This is a genomic window from Amycolatopsis sp. La24 (assembly GCF_029087445.1).
In the GTDB taxonomy this organism is placed as follows: Bacteria; Actinomycetota; Actinomycetes; order Mycobacteriales; family Pseudonocardiaceae; genus Amycolatopsis; species Amycolatopsis nivea.
On record NZ_JARACH010000106.1, the window covers coordinates 1 to 16,601 of the forward strand.

A 16,601-nucleotide genomic window follows, 5' to 3' on the forward strand; every position below is an offset into this window, starting at 1 on the left:
AACATCCGGGGGCTCCACCGCGTTCCCGCCCGGCCCACGCCCGCCCAGCAACTCCGTTACAGCACAACCACAACCAGCCCCGTCAACCCCACCTAACCAGCACCAACAAGATGAAAAATCCCCAATGTGGCATTGGGTGCGTCAGATGCACCCAATGCCACATTGGGTGCGTCGCATGCACCCAATGTGGCATTGGGGCGCTTCAAGCCCAGGCACCGGTGGCGGCGAGCATCGCGGTGAGCTGGTCGACCAGCCAGCCGTCCAGCGTTTCGCGCGGGACGGTGCCTTCTTGAAGCCACGACAGCAACGCGCCCTCGACCACCGCGGTCCAGCAGCGCAGGGTCAGCAGCACCAACGGTGACGGTTCGGGGATCGGCAGCGCTTCCAGGATCAACTCGACGGCACGGTTGCGGACCTCGTCGATCGCCGCGTCCGTCTCCGAAGTGGCGATGACCGAACCGCTGCGCAGCAATGCGACGTAGCCTTCGCGGTAATGCGCGGCGACATCAACTAGTCCCCGTACGGCCGCGCGCAGGCGTTCTTCCGGCGGGCCCTCCTCAAGCGTCGCGAGCCGGTCGACCAAACCGTCGGTGACCGTGCGCAACGCCTGCATTTGCAGTTCCCGCAGGCTCGGGAAATACCGGTAGAACAACGGCCGCGACACCTCGGCGCGCGCCACGATGTCGTCCACCGTGACCAATTCCGGTGCCCGGCTGCCGAACAAATCCAGCGCGGCCGCGATCAGATCGTCCCGCCGGGCCTGCGCGGTCATCCGGCGCGGACGGCTCACGGCGTGACGTCCAGTTTCGCCGCCGCGCGCAGCAAACCTGGCGTCAGCCGCGAAAGGACCAGCGCGACCTTCGCTTCCGGAGTGGACGGTTGGATCGCGACGTTCTTCTCCACCGCACTCAGAATGTCGCGCGCCACTCGTTCCGGTCCGAAATTGCGCCGGGCGTAGAGCTTGGACGATTCCTTCTGTCGCCGCTTCTCCTCGACCTCGTCCACGCCGACGAACTTAGTGGTCTTGGTGATGTTGGTGTTCACCAAACCCGGGCAAACCGCGGTCACGCCAATTCCCTCGGACGCCAACTCCGCACGCAAACCATTGCTCAACGCGAGCACAGCGGCCTTCGTGGTGCCGTAAGCGGTGAGGATCTTCGACGGCAGGTACGCCGCGGCAGAAGCGAGGTTGACGATCTGCCCGCCTTCAGCGCGGTCCTTCATCATCGGCGCGAACGCGCGGCACCCGTGGATCACGCCCCACAGGTTGACGTCCACGACCTTCTCCCAGTCCTCGATCGTCGTGTCGAGGAACGGGCCGGACATGCCGATCCCGGCGTTGTTCACCACGATGTCCGGCACACCGAACTCGTCCCGCACCTGCGCGGCGAACCGGGCGACCGCCTCGCCGTCCGAAGAGTCCACTGTGTACTCACCGGCGTCGACTCCGCGCTCTCGCACCAGTTTCGCCGTTTCCGCAGCTGAATCGCCGTTGATGTCGCTGACGACCACGTCGGCACCCTCGGCCGCGAACGCCAGCGCGGTCTCCCGCCCGATCCCGCTGCCCGCACCGGTCACGACGACGAGGTGATGCGCGAAGCGACCGCTGGCGCCGCCGACCCGCGCACGCCGCAGCGCCCGCGTTTCCTCGCCGGTTTCCACCGACGCGATCAGCTCAGCTGCCGCGGCAGCAACCACTTCCGGCTTGGTCCGGGTGATCCAGTGCGACCCGATCACGCGCCGGACGCGCAGATCCGGCACCCAGCGCTCGACCTCGGTCTGCAGCGGCGTGGTGACGTACGAATCGCCGGTCGGCGCGAGCACCTGCACCGGGATTTCCGCCGGACGCGGGCGCGGGCGGGACAGCCGCGGGCCCATGTTCGCCCGGTACAGCTTCAGGCCGTGCACCCCGTCCGACGTCTTGGGCGACGTTTCGGCGGGCTCCAGCTTCCGGATCATCGTGCGCATGATTCCGGTGCGCCACAACAGTTCCGGGATCAGCGGCACCTGGAACGCGACGATGTAGTACGAGTGCAGGAACTGCCGAAGCGCGTGGCCGAGGCGACGCGGCGTCGGCCGGGTCAGCTGGGCACGGAACCACGCGCCGGCGTGATCGAGGCTGGGCCCGGAAAGCGAGGTGTACGAAGCGATCCGGCCGCGCAGCTGGTCGCCGGTGACCGCGTGCCAAGCCTGGATCGAACCCCAGTCGTGCGCGACGAGGTGGACCTTGCCGGACGGCTGCACCTCGTCGACCACCGCGGCGAGGTCGTCGGCGAGCTGGTCCAGCCGGTACGCCCGGCGCTCGCGCGGTTTGTCGGATTCGCCCGCGCCGCGCACGTCGTAGACGACCACGCGGTGGTCGCGGCGCAGCTCCTCGGCGACGCCGTCCCACATCGAGCTGTTGTCCGGATATCCGTGCACGAGCACGACCGTGGGCCCGTCCGGGTTGCCGCTCACCCGGACCGAAAGGCGGACTCCGTCACTGGCCGTCACCTGCTTGTGAGACATCTTGTCATGTTAGACAACTTGTCAACAGCGGCCGTCGTGGTTCCACGGGAAACCAGCGTGTCCACCGTTCGACGGACAGCCGGATTCCACTGCCCGGACGTCCCGCGAACCGCTCTCCGCGGCGCACGCTGAACCCATGAGCACAGCAGTGCGAGTGCGCGGACTGCGCAAGGAGTACCCGGGCCACCTCGCCGTGGCCGGGATCGATCTCGACATCCGTGACGGCGAGGTGTTCGCCCTGCTCGGGCCCAACGGCGCGGGCAAGACGACCACCGTCGAGATCCTGGAGGGGCACCGGCAGCGGACGGCGGGGGAAGCCACTGTCCTCGGCGAGGACCCGGGTACCGCGGGACGCGCGTGGCGCGCCCGCCTCGGCATCGTGTTGCAGACGGCCGGCGACGCGGCGGAATTGACCGTCGCGGAGACCGTGCGGCACTTCGCGAAGTACTACCCGAACCCGCGTGATCCGGAAGAGGTGATCGACCAGGTCGGCCTCACCGCGAAGGCGGGCGCGCGGGTGAAGGCGCTGTCCGGCGGGCAGCGCCGCCGGGTGGACGTCGCGCTCGGCATCGTCGGCCGTCCGGAATTGCTGTTCCTGGACGAGCCCACGACCGGTTTCGATCCCGAGGCGCGGCGGCAGTTCTGGGGGCTCATCGACGGACTCGCCCACGAGGGCACCACGATCCTGCTGACCACGCACTACCTGGACGAGGTCGAGGCGCTGGCCGATCGGCTCGCGGTCATCGCGCGCGGTTCGGTCGTCGCGGAGGGGACGCCGGCGACGCTCGGCGGCCGCGAACGCGCCGAGGCGGTCGTGCGGTGGCAGGACGAACGCGGCAGTCACGAGGAACGCACACAGTTCCCGACGAAGCTCGTCTCGCAACTCGCCGGCACGCAGGGGGAACTCGCCGGTCTCACCGTGACGCGCCCCAGCCTGGAAGACGTCTATCTCGACCTGATCGGGGAGCAACCGTGACCACGACGACCATGGCGCTGCCGGGAACGTTCCGCTTGGGCCTCGCCCGCGGCGGGCTCGAACTGCGGCAGTTCTTCCGCAACCGCGAGCAGGTGGTGTTCACCTTCTCGCTGCCCGCGGTGCTGATGATCCTGCTCGGCTCCATCCTCGACGGCCCGACCGGGCAGAGCGGGGTGTCGTCCGGGCAGCTGCTCGCCGCCGGGATGATCGGCGCGGGCATCGTGTCGACGTCCTTCAACAGCGTCGGCATCGGCATCGCCGCGGACCGGGAAATCGGTGCGCTGAAACGCTTGCGTGGCACGCCGATGCCCGCGGCGGCTTATTTCGTCGGCAAGATGGTGATGGTCGCGGTGACCAGCGTGTCGCAGACCGTCCTGATGGCCGCGGTGGCGATGCTGCTGTTCCGCCTCGAACTGCCGTCCGATCCGGCGAAGTGGCTGACCCTGCTCTGGGTGCTGCTGCTCGGGATCGTCTCCTCGACGCTGCTGGGCATCGCGATCAGCTCGGCCACCCGCACCGCGAACGGCACCGTGGCGCTCGTGCAGCTGGTGTACTTGGTGCTGCAGTTCATTTCCGGGGTGTTCGTCACGCCGATCACGAACCTGCCGAGGATCATGGTCGACGTCGCGTCGTTCTTCCCGCTGAAGTGGATCTGCCAGGGCTTCCGCTCGGTGTTCCTTCCGCCGGAGGCCGCGACCCAGGAAATGGCGGGGACATGGGAGCTTCCGAAGGTGGCGCTGGTGCTGGCGGTGTGGTGCGTGGTGGGCCTGGTGCTCGCGAGGGTGACGTTCCGGTGGACGAACGAAGCGAAGTGAACCAGGCCGACGCGTGGGAGCGGTCGTACTGGTCCTGGGAGGTGCTGTTCGCGGTCGCCTACCTGGCGACCGCCTTCCTGGTGCTCTTCAACGACGGATCGGCGGCGGAGAAAATCGTGGCCGAGTCCGCGATGGGCGCGATCGCGGTCGGCTACCTGGCCGCGGGACGGCGCGTCGTGCACGGCGAGGACAACGGAACCGCCCGGGCCGTCGCGGCGGCGGCGCTGATCGCGTTGACCGGCACCGCCATTCTCGCGACCACTTCGGCGAGCTTCGTGCTGTTCCTCGCCTGCCCGCTGCTGTTCATGCTGCTGGATTTGCGGCCGGGGGTGGTCGCGACGACGCTGCTCATCCTGCTCGAACCGGTCTCGGCGGTGCTGAACGGCGGCTGGGACAACCAGTTGCTCTCGGTCCTGCTGCCGATGACCGCGATCCTGATCGTCTTCAGCCTGCTGGCCGGGAAGTTCACCAGCGACGTGCTGAAGCAGAGCCGCGCCCGCGCCGAGCTGATCCGCGAATTGGAATCCAGTCAGGCCGAGGTCGCCCGGCTGTCGCGGGAAGCGGGCACCGCGGCCGAACGCGAACGGCTGGCGCGGGAAATCCACGACACGCTCGCGCAGGGGTTCACCAGCATCATCACACTGACCCAGGCGATCGAGTCCGAACTGGACACCGATCTGTCCACAGTGCGCAAACATCTCGCGCTCGCCGGCCGCACCGCGCGTGAGAATCTCGCCGAAGCCCGTGCGATGGTCGCCGCGCTCGCACCGTCCGATTTGGCCACCGGCTCGTTGCCGGAAGCCGTGCAGCGGCAGGCAGACCGGCTCGCCGAAGAGATCGGTATCCCGGTCGAGTGCGAAGTGGACGATGCGCTGCCGCCACTGTCCACCGCGGTCGAAGTGGTGTTGCTGCGTGCGGCGCAGGAGGCGCTGTCGAACGTGCGCAAGCATTCGGGCGCGACTCTCGTCCGCGTGCGGCTGTCCGCTGTGGACGGAGCGATACGGTTGCGCGTGGAGGACAACGGGTGCGGCTTCACCCCGGATGCCGACGGAGCCGGATTCGGGTTGCGCGGCATGCGTTCGAGGGCCGAGCAGGTAGGCGGCGCCCTGGAAGTGCGGACCGGCGCGAACGGCGGCACCGAACTGGAACTGGAGGTGCCCGCGTGATCACCATCATGCTGGTCGACGACCATCCCGTGGTGCGCGAAGGACTGCGCGGCATGCTCGAAGCCGAGGACGACCTGACGGTGGTCGGCGAGGCCGGTTCCGGCGACGAAGCGGTGGCGCTCGACCGCGTGAAACAGCCCGACGTCGTCCTGATGGACCTGCGCATGCCGGGCCTCGACGGGGTCGGCGCGATCCACGCGATCCTCAAGGAAACGCCCGCGCGCCGGATCGTCGTGCTCACCACGTACGAAACCGACGCCGACATCCTGCGCGCGGTCGAGGCGGGCGCGTCGGGATATCTGCTGAAAGACGCGTCGCGCGCCGAGTTGGCCGGGGCGATCCGGGCCGCGCATCGCGGCGAAACCGTGCTGGCGCCGTCGGTCGCGGGCAAGCTCGTGCACCGGATGCGGAACCCGACGCCGGCCTCGCCGCTGTCCGCGCGCGAGGTGGAAGTGCTGCGGCTGGTCGCGAAGGGCCGCACGAACGCGGAAATCGGCCGCGAGCTGCACATCGGCGAGGCGACGGTGAAAACGCACCTGCTGCGGGTGTTCTCGAAGCTCGGCGTTTCCGACCGCACGGCAGCGGTCACGACGGCGCTGGACCGGCAACTGCTCGGCTGAACTGCCCGGGCAGAATGACGGCCATGCTCGACACCACCGAACTCGCCCTGTACCGACGGCTCGCACACGAGCAGTCCGTCAGCCGCGCCCCGTCCCTCGTCGCCGCTGTCGTCCGAGGCGGCGACGTCGTCTGGTCCGGAGCCCGCGGCCGCGTCGGCGACCAGCGCCCGGACGACAACACGCAGTACCGGCTGGGGTCGATCACCAAAACGATGATCGCGACCGCGGTCCTGCGGCTGCGCGACGAGGGCAAACTCGACCTCACCGACCCGCTGGAGCGGCACCTGCCGGGCACCGCGTTCGGTTCGGTCACCGTCGCGCAGCTGCTGTCGCACACGTCGGGCCTCACGTCGGAATCGCCCGGCCAGTGGTGGGAACGCGCGCCCGGCGCGGACTGGGCGGCGCTGGTCTCGAGCCTGGAGAAGGGCGCGACGAAGCTGCGTCCCGGATCCAAATTCCACTACTCGAACGTCGGCTACGGCGTGCTCGGCGAACTGGTCGCCCGGCTCCGCGAGCGGCCGTGGTTCGACGTCGTGCGCGACGAAATCCTTACCCCGCTGGGCATGAACCGCACGACGCCGCACCCGGAAGGCGCGCACGCCGAGGGATTCGCCGTGCACCCGTTCGCCGACGTGCTCATGCCGGAGAAGTGGCCGGACGCCGGCGCGATGGCCCCGGCCGGGCAGCTCTGGTCCACCGTCACCGACCTCGGCCGCTGGACGTCGTTCCTCGGCGGCCACACCGGCGACGTGCTCTCGCCGGACACCGTCGACGAAATGCGGACGATGAACACCGTCGACGACACCGAGGTGTGGTCGACCGGGTTCGGCCTCGGCCTGATGGTGGTGCGCTACCAGGGCAGGCACCTGGCCGGGCACACCGGCTCGATGCCCGGGTTCCTCGCCGCGACCATCGTCGACCCGCGCAGCGGCACCGGCGCGCTGTGCCTCGCGAACTCGACCTCGGGCGTCAACATCACCCAGCTGTGCCTCGACCTGATCACCACCGCCGACGACCTCGAACCCGCGCTGCCCGAGGAATGGCTCCCGTCCACTGTGGACCCGGAGCTGCTCGCGCTGACCGGACTGTGGCACTGGGGCCCGACGCCGTACTTCCTGCGCGTGCAGGGCGACGGCCTGATCTCGCTGAACCCGGCCGTCGGCGCCGGCCGGGCGTCCCGGTTCCGCCCCGAGGGCCCGGACACCTGGATCGGCCTGGACGGCTACTACGCGGGCGAAACGCTCACCGTCGGCCGCGACGCGAACGGCACGGCGAACCACCTGAACCTCGCCACGTTCATCTTCAGCCGCACGCCGTACGACCCGGCCGCACCGATCCCGGGCGGTCTGGACGAGGGTGGGTGGCGCTGAGTCAGCCCGCTTCGGCCTTGACGCCTGGGTCTTCGGCGTCATAGGCAGGCACTCGCCCGGCCGGGGACAACCATGCCTTCGCGTAGAAACCCTGGCCGGGCAGTCCCAGCAGAACCTCGCCCATCCCCGGCGTGCCGAACACCCACAACCGCCGACGCTCGATCAGCTCGGCGGCGAGTTCCGGCGGGCAACGCTCGATCCCGAACCGCGCCGGCCAGCCTGGCTCGAGCACGAGCCAGCTCGTGCTTCCGAAGCCCGGGCCGAAGGCGCACCCCCGCCCTCCTCTGGGGGGCTGCCCATGCCCATTCTACCGGCGCTACCCGACGAAACCGGCGCTTAGAGCATGCAGGGGCCGACTAGTCCACAACCGGGGGATCGGTGTGGACAACCTGCTCCGGGACGCAAGAACAGAGCCCTCGCCCAGATCTCTGTGCAGAGCTTCGCCGTCTCCCACGTGTCAAGGCCGCACAGTCTCCAGCACGATCCCCGCGAAGCAGCCACCTCCGAACCCGCCCTCCAGCGCAGCAGGCACCGTCTCCGGAGTGTCCGTATACAGGTCCAGCAACGGCACCCCGCCACCACCGCGTCGCCGGGCCTCGTCCAGCGCAACCGTCCGGTCCGCCGGAGTTCGCGGGCCTGCTCCGGCGGGCAGTCGAGCAAAGTCAGGTAGCCGCGCGGGCGAACCGTGACGCGCAGCAGTCTCGGGATCTCCTGTCCGTGGTCCCACTGGGTGGTATCCCCGACGCGGCGGCGAACGCGACCGCGAGGACGAGCGCGAAAACGGCCGAGCCGACCTCGTCCGGGTTCGGCGGCTCGACGAAGAACCCGACAACGACAAACCCGGTGAACGCCACGGAAAGAGCGAACAGCGCGGCAGGGACTGCTCGACGGCGGAACCACGCGCGTCGCCAGGGCACGAAAACCAGCACCAGGGTCGCCGCCAGGCCGAGGGGAAGGCCGATCAGCGCAGTCGAATCCCACGGGTGCACCAGCGCGGCCAAGGCGAAGAGCGCAAACCACCGCCAGCGCGGCCGGTAACCGTGCGTTTCCGTCACGATTCCACATGTCGGACACCCGCCAACCGCCGTTACCTGCGTTGTCCCGACCTGAGAGACTAAGCACATGACCGACGCTGAGTTGACGATCCCAGCAGACCTCAAGCCGGCCGACGGCCGCTTCGGCTGCGGACCCTCGAAGGTCCGCGAAGAGCAGCTCGCCGCCCTCGCCCGGTCCGGTTCCACCTACCTCGGCACCTCGCACCGGCAGAAGCCGGTCAAGTCGCTCGTCGGCCGCGTGCGCGCCGGGCTGTCCGAGCTGTTCTCGCTCCCGGACGGGTACGAGGTCATCCTCGGCAACGGCGGGACGACCGCGTTCTGGGACGCCGCCGCGTTCGGCCTCGTGCGCGAGCGCGCCCAGCACTTCACCTACGGCGAGTTCTCCTCGAAGTTCGCGACCGTCACGAACAAGGCCCCGTTCCTCGGCGAGTCGATCGTGGTGAAGGCCGACCCGGGCAGTGCGCCGGAGATCGCCTATCAGCAGGGCGCGGACCTCGTCGGCTGGGCGCACAACGAGACCTCCACCGGCGTCGCGGTGCCGGTGCGGCGTCCCGAGGGCAGCGACGGCGCGCTGGTCGCGATCGACGCGACGTCCGGCGCCGGCGGTCTCCCGGTCAAGGCCGAGGACTTCGACGTCTACTACTTCGCGCCGCAGAAGTCGTTCGCGTCCGACGGCGGGCTGTGGATCGCGCTCGCCTCGCCCGCCGCGATCGAGCGGATCGGCGAGATCGGCGGCGGCGACCGCTGGATCCCCGAATTCCTGTCGCTCACCACCGCGCTGGACAACTCGCGCAAGGACCAGACCTACAACACCCCCGCCGTCTCCACGCTTTTCCTGCTCGCCGAGCAGATCGAGTGGATGAACGGCCAGGGCGGCCTCGACTGGACCACCTCGCGCACCAAGGAATCCTCGAGCCGGTTGTACGAATGGGCCGAGAAAACCTCGTACACCACGCCGTTCGTGACGAACCCGGAGCTGCGCTCGCAGGTCGTCGGCACGGTCGACTTCGCCGACGAGGTCGACGCCGCCGCGGTCGCGAAGGCGTTGCGCGCCAACGGGATCGTCGACACCGAGCCGTACCGGAAGCTGGGCCGCAACCAGCTGCGCGTCGGCCTGTTCCCGGCGATCGACCCGGACGACGTCACGAAGCTCACCCAGAGCATCGAATACGTCGTGGAACGGCTCGGCTGAACCGAAAACGCGCCGAAACGCCCAAACCGCCCCGCCAGCCCTCCGGCTCGCGGGGCGGTTCGCGTTGATGACCACTCGTTCGTGACAGACCGTGGTCGGCGTGTCACGAGTGTGACCGATCTCCGGCGCGGCGAAAATGGCCGGGAAAGTGCCGTCGGATTGAGTTCGGATGGGTGAGGCGTCGGCGCGCCTCGCACGTCAAGCCGACGCGCCGTTCTAACGTGGGCACCCACAAAGGTGAACACCGGGGAGGCGAGAAATGCGGGCGTTGCGGGTGGTCGGGCTGCACGAGGACGGGAAGTCCCTCGTGCTGGAGGACCCGGCGAGCCGTACGCGCTTCCTGCTCCCGGCCGACGAGAGACTGCGTGCGGCGGCGAGGGGGGACATAGCCCGGCTGGGCCAGATCGAGATCGAGTTGGAGAGCCAGATGCGGCCACGCGAGATCCAGGCGCGAATCCGCGCGGGCGAGTCCGTCGAGCAGGTCGCGAGCAGCGCGGGCGTCTCGACGCAGCGGGTGGAGCGATTCGCTTATCCGGTGCTGCTCGAACGGTCCCGCACGGCGGAACTCGCGCAGTCGGCGCACCCGGTCCGCGAGGACGGGCCCGACGTCCAGACGCTCGGCGAGGTCATCGCCTACGCCTTCGGCGTCCGCGGCCACGACTACAACCAGGCCGCCTGGGACGCCTGGCGCGGCGACGACGGCAAGTGGGTCGTCGTGCTGCGCTGGAAAGCCGGCCGCTCCGACAACCGCGCGCACTGGTCGTTCTCGCCCGGCGCACACGGCGGAACGGTGCACGCGCTCGACGAGAACGCCGAAGTCCTGCTGAACCCGAACTCCTACGTCGCCCCGCGCACCGTGCGGGCGCTGGCCCCCGCCCGCGATTCGGTGGTGCAGCCGACGCTCGACGCCGTCGAGGAACCGCGCGCCATCGAGGGTCCGGACGAGGGCTACGACGAGACCCGCGAGATCCCGCGTGTCCCGGGCGAGTCCGACGGCGACGAAGCCGAGCAGCCGCGCACGAAGGCGAAGAAGAACCATCCGATCGTGCCGTCCTGGGAGGACGTGCTGCTCGGAGTCCGCACCCAGCGCGGCTGACCTGCCCCGCTTCAAGCGCCCCGATGCCACATTGGGTGCGTCCTGCGCACCCAATGTGGCGTTCGGTGCGTGGGATGCACCCAATGCCGCATTGGGGTTTTCTCGGTAGCTGTGGTGTGCGGCCAGCTCTCCGCTCCTGCCGACGTCTGTGAGGGGAACCCTCCGGATCGTGCCCCCCGACCTGAGACAGCTTCGGTCCGTGAAGGGCTCCTTGAGGGAATCTGATTCCCTCAAGGAGCCCTTCACGGACTTTCAGCAGGAAAGAAAGCCGCCCAGCGCGGCTCGTCGACCGGTGCTCGCAGCATCCCGGCACGCGAACCCGTCGCGACGGTGCGCTTGGTCAGAAGGACGTGAGGGCCACCCTGAGGGAATCTGATTCCCTCAGGGTTCCCCTCACGTACGGCGGCGGAAGCGCAGCGTTCGGAATCACGCGTCCAGCAGAGCAGCCAGTTTCTTCGGCGCCACATGCCGATACGCCTCGCGCACGATCTGGTCCACCTCGGTCCAGTCGACGTCCACATCGAGCCGCACGCCGAGCCATCCGTGCACTCCGACGTAGGGCGGCCGGAAAAATCGCTCCGGCTCGGTGCGCACCAGTTCCTCCTGCACACCGGGCGGCGCGGGGCACCAGAACGCGAGCTTGTCGTCGTGGTGCCGGTCGGCGAACATCGCGAACGTCTTGCGGCCGCGGACGAACCACGTCGGTTCGCCGTGGCTGAGTCGTTCGGTGGCTTCGGGCAGGGCGAGACAGAGGGCGCGCAGCTTGTCGAGCGGAGCCATCGCGTCAGTATCCGCGAGTCAGAACACCGTGGCCAGCACGCCGATCCACGCGAGGGCCAAGCCGCCGCCCGCGCCGTACACCGCCCAGCGCAGGATCGGCACCTTCCGGCCCAGCCATAGGGACGGTGCGACCCCGCCGGTCACCACCAGCGCCGCGATCAGCGCGAGCCACACGCTCGTCTCGCGGGCGAGCGTGGTAGCCAGCGCGAGCATCGCCACGACCACCACCGCGGCCGCGAACACCGACACGGTCAGCCCGGTGAGCCAAGGCGTCGGCTCTTCCTGCGTCCGGGCCCGCGCGGGTTGATCCGGCCGCCGAGGCGGTTCGACCACCGTTTCCACGCCGGTCACCGGGTCGACGAAGCGCACCTCGGTGCCCATCACCGCGGCCAGTCGCGCGGCGAGCTGACGTCCGCGCTGCGACACGACCGAACCGGCGACGTCGACGTCCGAGTCGGAACGCGCCACCGCCGACGCCACGCGCGCCCACTCGTGCAGGGCTTGCGCCAGCTCGGCGCCGATCGCGAGCCGGCGCGGGTCGACCTCTCGCGCGTGCTCGCCGCCCGGCCCGGCGAGCACCGCCTGCTCGCCGCGGATGCGCAGCTCCATCGTGCCCCTCCCCGCAAGAAACGTGCCGGGGGTCACTCTAGTGGGGCGACGCCCGCCGAGACCTCGTGGAACGCGATCGCCGCAGCCGTGGCGACGTTCAGCGAGTCGACCCCGGCCACCATCTCCACGCGGACCGCGACGTCCGCGGCCTCGATCGCCTCGTCCGTCAGCCCCGGCCCCTCGGTGCCGAGCAGCAGCGCGATCGGGCCCGGCACTTTTTCGCGCAATCCGCGCAGCGGTACGGAATCCGCGCGCGGAGTGAGCGCGGCCACCGTAAAACCCCGTGCCCGCAGCACATCCAGACCGCCGGGCCAGCTGTCGAAAGTCGCGAACGGGACGCGCAGCACGTGTCCCATCGAAACGCGCACACTGCGCCGGTAAAGCGGATCCGAACAACCCGGGCCGAGCAATATCCCGCCGACGCCGAGCGCGGCGGCATTGCGGAAAAGCGCGCCGAGATTCTCGTGATCGCCGACGCCTTCCAGCACGGCCAAAACCTGTGCGCTGTCCACGATTTGGGAGACCGTCGGCGGTTCCGGGCGATCCGCGACCGCGAGCACCCCGCGATTGAGGTGGAAACCGACGACGTCGGCCATCGTCTCCGCCGACGTCACATACGCGGGCACGTCGACGCCCGCGAGTTCGTCTTCCAATTCCCGCAGCCGTCGCTCCACGCCGAGCAGCGCTCGCACCGGATAGCGCGAAGCAAGCAGCCGCCCGACCACGACGGTTCCCTCGGCGATCACCAGCCCGCGCCCGCCGGGGCGGTCCGGCCGACGGTCCGCTGTGGACAGGTCGCGGAAGTCGTCGAGCCCCGGATGCGCCCGGTCCTCGGTGAAGATCAGTTGAGCCACATCGGACAGTCTCGCACCCGCCCGAACCCGTGCCCACTGGTCCGAACGTGCGAGGCGCTTTAGGGCAAACGGCGTAGTTACGCGCAGGGTCAACCGCCGGTGACGGAGAGCACCAGTTTGGCCGCTAGCCCATGGCGCGGCGCTGTGCGACGGTGGTCTGCCTGGCGTACTAGCCGCCCAGACCACTGCGGACAGCAGCCAAGGAGCGCGTCGAACCATGGGTACGGATCTCTCGGCACACCCCGGCCGGCTCGATCGCGGACGGTACCGCCGGAAGGTCCAGCGATGCCTGGACACCCTGGCCCGGATGCTCACCGACGGGAGTTTTTCCTTTCCCCGCAAGAACATCGGGCTCGAAGTCGAGCTGAACCTGGTGGACGGGCAGCTGCGCCCGTCGATGACCAACTCGGTCGTGCTGGAGGCGCTCGACGACGCGTCGTTCACCACCGAACTCGGCCAGCACAACCTGGAGCTGAACGTGCCGCCGCGCCCGCTCGCCGGGGATTCCGCGCTGCGCCTGGAAGAAGACCTGCACTCCTACCTCGCGAAAGCGCAGGAGAGCGCGGCGCACACCGGCTCGTCGGTGGCCATGATCGGCATTCTGCCCACGCTGGGAGCGGAGCATTTCGACCAGAAGTGGCTGTCCCACAAAACGCGCTACACGTCGCTGAACGACGAGATCTTCGCCGCCCGCGGCGAACGGATCGCGCTCGCGATGGACGGCCCGGCATTGCCCGGGGCCCAGCCGGAGCGGCTGCGGCACTACGCGGAGTCCATTCTCCCGGAGGCCGCCTGTACTTCAGTCCAATTGCATCTGCAGGTCGCCCCCGAGGAATTCGCGGCGCATTGGAACGCCGCGCAATGCCTGGCGGGCGTCCAGATCGCGCTCGCCTCGAACTCTCCTTTCCTGCTGGGCAAGGCGCTGTGGCACGAAACCCGGATCCCGTTGTTCCAGCAGGCCACCGACACCCGGCCGGAGGAGCTGAAAAACCAGGGTGTCCGGCCGCGGGTGTGGTTCGGCGAACGGTGGATCACGTCGATCTTCGACCTGTTCGAGGAAAACGTCCGCTATTTCCCGGGACTGCTGCCGGAGACCGATCTCGAGGACCCGATCGAAGCGCTCGAATCCGGGCAGGCGCCAAAACTTTCCGAACTGCGGCTGCACAACGGAACGATTTGGCGATGGAACCGGCCGGTGTACGACGTCGTCGACGGCCTGCCGCACCTGCGCATCGAAAACCGCGTGCTGCCCGCCGGTCCGACGGTCGCCGACATCGTCGCCAACGCGGCGTTTTTCTACGGCGCCCAGCGCGCGCTCGCGGAACAGGACCGGCCGGTCTGGTCGCAGATGTCGTTCCAGGCAGCGGAAGAAAACCTGTACGAGGGCGCGCGCAAGGGTTTCGACGCGCAGCTGTACTGGCCCGGCATCGGCTGGATCCCGCCGGACGAACTGGCCCTGCGCGTCCTGCTGCCGCTGGCGCACGAGGGCCTGCGCCGGTCGGACGTCTCCGACGAAGCCCGCGTGCGCTACCTCGGCATCATCGAACGCCGCTGCCTCGCCCGCCGCAGCGGCGCGGCCTGGCAACGCGACTACGTGCTGCGCGCGCACGAACGCGGAGCAGACCGCGAAACCGCCCTCAACTGGATGCTGCGGCGGTACCTGGAACTCTCCGAGGCAGGCGAGCCGGTGCACACCTGGCCGCTCGACGACTGAGCCGTTTTCGCGCGGTCCCCTACAGTGTTTCGCACGGGAAGGGGGTGGCGCGCGTGCCGAAGGTGCTGGGCGGTTCGCTCGAAGCGCACCGCCGCGAGGTGCGGTCGCGAGTGTTCGACGTCGTCCGCGCGCAGCTGTACGAGCGCGGGTTCGACGCGATCACGCTCGCCGGCGTCGCCGCGGAGGCCGGACTCGGCCGCACCGCGATGTACAACCACTTCCCGGACAAGGAAAGCCTGCTCGTCGCGTTCGTGGAGGACGAGTCCGCGCGGTACGTCGAGCGGCTGCGCGCGGCGGTGGACGCCGAACCGGACCCGGTCGCCCAGCTGGCCACGTTCGTCCGGCTGCAGCTGCGCGTGCTGGCCGAACACCACCTTCCGCCGGGCACCGCGCTGGAATCCGCGCTCGCGCCCGCGGCGTATCAGCGGATCAGCGCGCACGCCGACCCGATCATCGAACAGCTTCGCTCGGTACTGCTCGCCGGAGTCGACGCGGGCACCTGGCCCGCGCAGGACCTCGACGTGGTGGTCCCGATGATCACCGCCGCGCTCGGCAGCCGTCAGGTCATCGATGTGCCCGCTGACCAGCTGGAAGACGCCATCGAGGCCGCCGTGCGGTTCGTCCGGAGAGCGGTCGGTTCGAGTGAAAACCGCTGATTTTAGGGTAGCCTAAGTACCGGTCGTGGCCTACAGTTCTTTCTGACAGCTTGTCAGAAAGAACGTCGGGAGGCCTTTGATGACGGTGACCGCGGACCTCGAAGCCAGCCCGTTCTCCGGACAGCTGCGCGCGTCCACGAGGACGGTCCACGACAAGGCCAACCACTCCACGTACATGAACGCGCTGCTCGGCGGCGAGCTGACGCTGGACGGCTACGCGGCGCTGGCCACCCAGTACTACTTCATCTACGAGGCGATCGAGCGGGCAGGCGACGCGATGGCCGACGATCCGGTCGGCGGCGAGTTCGTGTTCGAGGAGCTGCGCCGGCTGCCCGCGCTGGAACGCGACCTCGCCCGCCTGGTCGGCCCCGGCTGGCGCACCGAGATCGCCCCGCTCGCCGCGACCGAGGCCTACACCGCGCGGATCGCCGAGGCGGCACGCTGGTCCGGCGGGTTCGTGGCGCATCACTACACGCGCTACCTCGGCGACATCGCGGGCGGCCAGATCATCCGGCGGCTGCTGGAGAAGAAGTTCGACCTCGCCGAGGCGGGCACGCTCTTCTACCGCTTCGACGAGATCGGCAGCGCCCCGGCGTTCCGCGACCGCTACCGCGCGAAGCTCGACGAGGCGCCGTGGAGCGAGGCCGACCGCGCCCGGGTGATCGACGAATCCGTGGTCGCGTTCGAGCACAACGTGGCGGTGTTCGACGAACTGGCCCTCGACCTCGCGCGGTACCGGGACCCGGCGGCATGAGCCGGGTCACAGCGGGTTGACCTCCACCTAGCTCGAAGTACGAGGCTCGGTTTCAGAAGGCTCCCGCGAGGGAAGCCGCCAAGCACAACCGCGCGTCGACCAGAAGGAGGGCCCATGGCCCGGTACGAGCTGCCCGAACTCGATTACGACTACGGCGCTCTCGCGCCCTACATTTCGGGCGAGATCAACGAACTGCACCACAGCAAGCACCACGCGACCTACGTGAAGGGCGCGAACGACACGCTGGACAAGCTCGCCGCCGCGCGGGAGGCGGGCGATTTCGGCTCGATCGTGGGCTTGGAGACGACCCTGGCGTTCAACCTGGCCGGGCACGCCAACCACGTGGTGTGGTGGAAGATCCTCTCGCCCGAGGGCGGGGACAAGCCGACCGGCGAGCTGGCCGCGGCGATCGACGAGGCGTTCGGCTCGTTCGACA

Annotated in this window: 17 protein-coding genes and 1 pseudogene; 11 read left to right on the forward strand and 7 right to left on the reverse strand. The window is 69.3% G+C overall.

Translation table 11 applies throughout. The annotated features are described in order from the left end of the window. Window positions 1-202 precede the first annotated feature (202 nt). Both PUT80_RS44880 and PUT80_RS44885 read right to left on the reverse strand, forming a co-directional pair. The gene (locus tag PUT80_RS44880; RefSeq protein WP_275295785.1) at window positions 203-772 is read right to left on the reverse strand and encodes a TetR/AcrR family transcriptional regulator; all 570 of its coding nucleotides are present in this window, start codon (window positions 770-772) and stop codon (window positions 203-205) included. 14 nt (window positions 773-786) lie between these two features. Beyond that, a complete protein-coding gene (locus PUT80_RS44885; protein ID WP_275295786.1) occupies window positions 787-2,493 on the reverse strand; it encodes an SDR family oxidoreductase in 1,707 nt (568 codons plus the stop codon). A 151-nt stretch (window positions 2,494-2,644) separates the two neighbouring features. Here PUT80_RS44885 and PUT80_RS44890 point away from each other — a divergent pair, with 151 nt between their 5' ends. The 5 genes from PUT80_RS44890 to PUT80_RS44910 are packed head-to-tail and all read left to right on the forward strand — an operon-like array spanning window position 2,645 to window position 7,455. Then, window positions 2,645-3,484, forward strand: coding sequence for an ABC transporter ATP-binding protein (locus tag PUT80_RS44890; RefSeq protein ID WP_134729450.1), 840 nt, complete (start codon window positions 2,645-2,647; stop codon window positions 3,482-3,484). Between the two features lie 11 nt (window positions 3,485-3,495). Next, a complete protein-coding gene (locus PUT80_RS44895) occupies window positions 3,496-4,299 on the forward strand; it encodes an ABC transporter permease (RefSeq protein WP_037819984.1) in 804 nt (267 codons plus the stop codon). Next, a complete protein-coding gene (locus PUT80_RS44900) occupies window positions 4,278-5,465 on the forward strand; it encodes a sensor histidine kinase (protein WP_275295778.1) in 1,188 nt (395 codons plus the stop codon). Before PUT80_RS44895 ends, PUT80_RS44900 begins: the two co-directional genes overlap by 22 nt. Then, window positions 5,462-6,085, forward strand: a complete 624-nt coding sequence (locus PUT80_RS44905) for a response regulator transcription factor (RefSeq protein WP_037819947.1) — start codon at window positions 5,462-5,464, stop codon at window positions 6,083-6,085. The genes PUT80_RS44900 and PUT80_RS44905 overlap by 4 nt, the downstream gene beginning before the upstream one ends. 23 nt (window positions 6,086-6,108) lie before the next feature. Beyond that, on the forward strand, window positions 6,109-7,455 hold the full coding sequence (locus tag PUT80_RS44910) for a serine hydrolase domain-containing protein (protein WP_275295779.1): 1,347 nt from the start codon (window positions 6,109-6,111) through the stop codon (window positions 7,453-7,455). A 1-nt stretch (window position 7,456) separates the two neighbouring features. Here the strand turns inward: PUT80_RS44910 and PUT80_RS44915 are convergent, their stop codons facing one another. Both PUT80_RS44915 and PUT80_RS44920 read right to left on the reverse strand, forming a co-directional pair. Next, window positions 7,457-7,687 carry a hypothetical protein gene (locus PUT80_RS44915; RefSeq protein ID WP_275295780.1) on the reverse strand — a complete coding sequence of 77 codons (231 nt, stop codon included), beginning with the start codon at window positions 7,685-7,687 and terminating at the stop codon, window positions 7,457-7,459. 430 nt (window positions 7,688-8,117) lie between these two features. Continuing rightward, a complete protein-coding gene (locus tag PUT80_RS44920; protein WP_275295781.1) occupies window positions 8,118-8,510 on the reverse strand; it encodes a hypothetical protein in 393 nt (130 codons plus the stop codon). 67 nt (window positions 8,511-8,577) lie between these two features. Here PUT80_RS44920 and serC point away from each other — a divergent pair, with 67 nt between their 5' ends. Both serC and sepH read left to right on the forward strand, forming a co-directional pair. Beyond that, window positions 8,578-9,702, forward strand: a complete 1,125-nt coding sequence (gene serC, locus PUT80_RS44925; RefSeq protein ID WP_043830521.1) for a phosphoserine transaminase — start codon at window positions 8,578-8,580, stop codon at window positions 9,700-9,702. 259 nt (window positions 9,703-9,961) lie between these two features. Then, a complete protein-coding gene (gene sepH / locus PUT80_RS44930; RefSeq protein WP_275295782.1) occupies window positions 9,962-10,798 on the forward strand; it encodes a septation protein SepH in 837 nt (278 codons plus the stop codon). Between the two features lie 426 nt (window positions 10,799-11,224). Here the strand turns inward: sepH and PUT80_RS44935 are convergent, their stop codons facing one another. The 3 genes from PUT80_RS44935 to PUT80_RS44945 are packed head-to-tail and all read right to left on the reverse strand — an operon-like array spanning window position 11,225 to window position 13,041. Beyond that, window positions 11,225-11,578 carry an MmcQ/YjbR family DNA-binding protein gene (locus PUT80_RS44935; RefSeq protein ID WP_037819959.1) on the reverse strand — a complete coding sequence of 118 codons (354 nt, stop codon included), beginning with the start codon at window positions 11,576-11,578 and terminating at the stop codon, window positions 11,225-11,227. 18 nt (window positions 11,579-11,596) lie between these two features. Next, the gene (locus PUT80_RS44940) at window positions 11,597-12,187 is read right to left on the reverse strand and encodes a DUF2537 domain-containing protein (protein WP_238604077.1); all 591 of its coding nucleotides are present in this window, start codon (window positions 12,185-12,187) and stop codon (window positions 11,597-11,599) included. Window positions 12,188-12,219: 32 nt separating this feature from the next. Further along, window positions 12,220-13,041 (reverse strand): RNA methyltransferase, encoded by an 822-nt coding sequence (locus PUT80_RS44945; RefSeq protein WP_275295783.1) that lies wholly within the window; start codon window positions 13,039-13,041, stop codon window positions 12,220-12,222. Window positions 13,042-13,258: 217 nt separating this feature from the next. Here PUT80_RS44945 and PUT80_RS44950 point away from each other — a divergent pair, with 217 nt between their 5' ends. The 4 genes and pseudogenes from PUT80_RS44950 to PUT80_RS44965 form a co-directional block, all read left to right on the forward strand. Further along, a complete protein-coding gene (locus tag PUT80_RS44950) occupies window positions 13,259-14,755 on the forward strand; it encodes a glutamate-cysteine ligase family protein (RefSeq protein ID WP_037819966.1) in 1,497 nt (498 codons plus the stop codon). 53 nt (window positions 14,756-14,808) lie between these two features. Beyond that, window positions 14,809-15,411 carry a TetR/AcrR family transcriptional regulator gene (locus PUT80_RS44955; protein WP_275295784.1) on the forward strand — a complete coding sequence of 201 codons (603 nt, stop codon included), beginning with the start codon at window positions 14,809-14,811 and terminating at the stop codon, window positions 15,409-15,411. 79 nt (window positions 15,412-15,490) lie between these two features. Then, complete coding sequence (locus tag PUT80_RS44960; RefSeq protein WP_043830511.1) at window positions 15,491-16,165, forward strand: biliverdin-producing heme oxygenase; 675 nt, start codon at window positions 15,491-15,493, stop codon at window positions 16,163-16,165. Window positions 16,166-16,279: 114 nt separating this feature from the next. Next, a pseudogene (locus PUT80_RS44965) lies at window positions 16,280-16,601 on the forward strand (superoxide dismutase); the annotation flags it as partial.